3 protein-coding genes and 1 pseudogene are annotated in these 2,678 nt (G+C 66.5%); 2 read left to right on the forward strand and 2 right to left on the reverse strand.

Annotated elements, in window-relative coordinates; translation table 11 throughout:
* Positions 1-163: 163 nt before the first annotated feature.
* A pseudogene (locus AC30N0_RS10050) lies at positions 164-332 on the reverse strand (IS110 family transposase); the annotation flags it as partial.
* A gap of 609 nt (positions 333-941) precedes the next feature.
* Here AC30N0_RS10050 and AC30N0_RS10055 point away from each other — a divergent pair.
* The gene (locus tag AC30N0_RS10055; protein WP_489517782.1) at positions 942-1,400 is read left to right on the forward strand and encodes an ester cyclase; all 459 of its coding nucleotides are present in this window, start codon (positions 942-944) and stop codon (positions 1,398-1,400) included.
* Positions 1,401-1,473: 73 nt separating this feature from the next.
* Positions 1,474-1,962: a hypothetical protein gene (locus AC30N0_RS10060; protein WP_489517783.1), complete on the forward strand. Its 489-nt coding sequence runs from the start codon at positions 1,474-1,476 to the stop codon at positions 1,960-1,962.
* A 60-nt stretch (positions 1,963-2,022) separates the two neighbouring features.
* Here the strand turns inward: AC30N0_RS10060 and AC30N0_RS10065 are convergent.
* The coding region (locus AC30N0_RS10065; protein ID WP_489517784.1) for a c-type cytochrome at positions 2,023-2,678 on the reverse strand (656 nt) is incomplete at its 5' end.

The raw sequence follows: 2,678 nt of genomic DNA on the forward strand, positions 1-2,678 counted from the left end.
GTGCGGGCCCAGATGCGAACTGCTCAGCGGGGCTCCATCCCTATCGCGTGGTCACTGCCGATCGAGTGCCACCCAGGGTTGGTCGAGCTTGCCCGCTGCCGGTCTGACCTGTTCAGCGCGTCTTCGTCTTCACGTCGTGCAAGGAAGCTGTCGATGAGGTGGGCTACGCCCCTGTCGGCTTGAGGCTGAGGTGGTTCGGGGAAGACGTCGCCTCGCGTCATCACCGCCCACAGGATCCTGGCGTTCTTGTTAGCCAGCGCGACGACCGCCTTCTGCCAGCCCGAGCGTTCGCGCAGCGCCGCGGCCCAGGTCGAGATCAGCTCAATGCGCCGGCATGGGTGGTCACTGCGGCGACTCGGCGTTCCTTGTTGCAGGTCTCTCGTTGCTAGCGCAGGCAGCCGAGGCCACCCGCGTCCAAGCATGGCTCGCTGTCCCCCTGCTGCTTGCCATGGTCGTGCCAGCTGGTGGGGTCGCGTTCGGAGGCGGTGAGAGGGAATGCCAGGCGGGCGTTTCGTTCCTGGAGCTCGAATTCGCTTGCCGAGGAGTATTCGGCCTCGGTGCCCTATTCGGCCTAGGCGTCCTGGTCTTCGCCATTCACAGCGCCGTCCTTGGCAAGCATGAGGGCTAACCCCTTAGTGGACTTCCATTGCTGTCAAGCATCCGATGGCGTCCCGGACCTGCCGGTTTGCGTCGCTACCGGTGCCACCGTCGCCGAGGCAGATCCGAGATCCGAGGAGCCATCGCCTTTTGTCCGGATGGCATGCGCGAGGATGGTCTGACTCTCCCCGTACCACCAAAGCAAGATCGAATGCGTCGACGTCGCTGCCTGGTCGGCAGCTCGTTGCGGCGCTTCGAAGGAGCGCTTCGTGAGGCACGCGCCTGACCCGCGCTGGTCCTTCTCGGATAACCTTCGTCGGGCCCCTCTCCAAACCTCGCCTCACATGAACGAAGCGCAACTAGACCTCGCGAAGGCCTGCGGGACTCGCCAGAAGGAAGTGGTGCGCATGTTCTACAAGGAGATGTGGGACCACGCCAACGTCGCCTTGGTGCCGCAGATCTTCCACCCTGACTTCACGTTCCGTGGATCGCTCGGTCCACAGTTGGTCGGACACGAGCAATTCATCGGGTACGTCGATCTCGTTACCGGCGCCCTTGACTGCTACACATCGGACATCCTGGCCCTTGGAGAAGAGGCGAACCAAGTGTTCGGCAAGCTTCGGTTTCATGGCTACCACCGGAAGGAGCTTTTCGGCATACGGCCCAGCGGACGCCATGTCTGGTGGTATGGCGCTCCGATCTTCACTTTCGACGGAGAGTTGGTCAGAGATCTTTGGGTCCTGGGAGATGTCCATGGGCTCATTGCGCGTCTGAAGGGGCAGCCCGATACGCAAGCGGCCTAACCCCTTCATCGAGGCCTCTTCTGCGATGCCCACTTCAGTGAAGTCACCCATTCCAGGCATCCGTTCCGCCGAGGTGCCGGCCGGGTCGCTGCTGGAGCGGTACCGCGCGTCCGGGGCCTACGTCGATTGCTATGCCACGGACATCCCTGCGCTCGCCAGCCACGCGCAGTTCGTGGAGGCCTTCTACACCACGCCGCTGTTCAAGCTCGAGCGCGTGCTTCTCGGCTTGCTGGTCTCGCGTCCGTCCACCGACGCGCAGGCCGGACAGCTCGCGCGCGGGGAGCTCTCGTCGTTTGCGCCCTGGCACGTCGAGTCGCGCGCGCCGAACGAGGTACTGCTGGCCGCAGGCCGCACGCGCTCCTGGCTCATGGTGTCGGCACCGGCCGGGCACCCCTCGGTTGGCACCCGGCTCATGTTCGGTTCGGCGGTGCTGCCGAGGCATCGTGCGAATCCCGGCGGCGGTCTCGGCGCACGCTTCCATGCGCTGCGGGGCTTTCACAAGCTGTATTCGCGCGCCCTGCTCCACTCGGCCAGGTCGCGCCTCACGAATCGCTCGGCCTAGCGTCGTCGCCGCCCCGTGCCGTGGGGCGCGCGTCTATCGGGCCATCGCTGAGCGACGCCTTCAACGGAACTGGGTCTGCTGGACGGTCTTCAGCTCGCTCGGCAGCGACGCGAAGTAGTTCGACATCGCCTTCAGTTCGGCGTGCGTGAACGGCCGGGCCATGCCCATCATGATCGCGTTGCTGCGCCCGACGTAGCGCTGCTGGTCGCTCTGGTAGGCCTTCAACGCGACGTAAAGGTAGTCGGCGTACTGGCCGGCCAGCTTCGGGTACGACGGATCGATCGGCGCCGCATAGTTGGCGCCGTGGCACGAGGCGCAGTTGGCCTGGGCCAGGAGCTTGGCCACCTGCGGCGACGGCTCGCGGGCGGGCTTGGCCGGGGCGGGCTGCGCGCCCTGCTTGCCGAGCTGCTCATAGTAGGCGGCGACGTCGGCCATGTCCTGGTCGGACAGCGTCGTCGCGACGGCGCGCATGGTCGGGTGCTTGCGCTCGCCCTTGCGGTAGCCGTTCAGCGCCGCGACGATGTAGCCGGCCCCCTGCCCGGCGATCTTCGGCACGCGGTGGATCTCGGGGAAGCTCGCCTGGTAGCCGGAGATGTTGTGGCAGCCGATGCAGCTCGCCACCTTCTTCGCGCCGGCGACAGCGTCGCCGGGCTTCGGCCCCGGCGCCGCAGGTGCGGCGGAGGCCGGTGCCGCCTGGGCGGGCGCCGAGCCTGCGG

This window comes from Rhizobacter sp., from assembly GCF_031412495.1.
In the GTDB taxonomy this organism is placed as follows: domain Bacteria; phylum Pseudomonadota; class Gammaproteobacteria; order Burkholderiales; family Burkholderiaceae_C; genus Schlegelella_A.

Bases quoted from the DNA above. Each gene is read 5' to 3' on its own strand.
- AC30N0_RS10055 (WP_489517782.1), top strand. From the start codon at position 942: ATGAACGAAGCGCAACTAGACCTCGCGAAGGCCTGCGGGACTCGCCAG.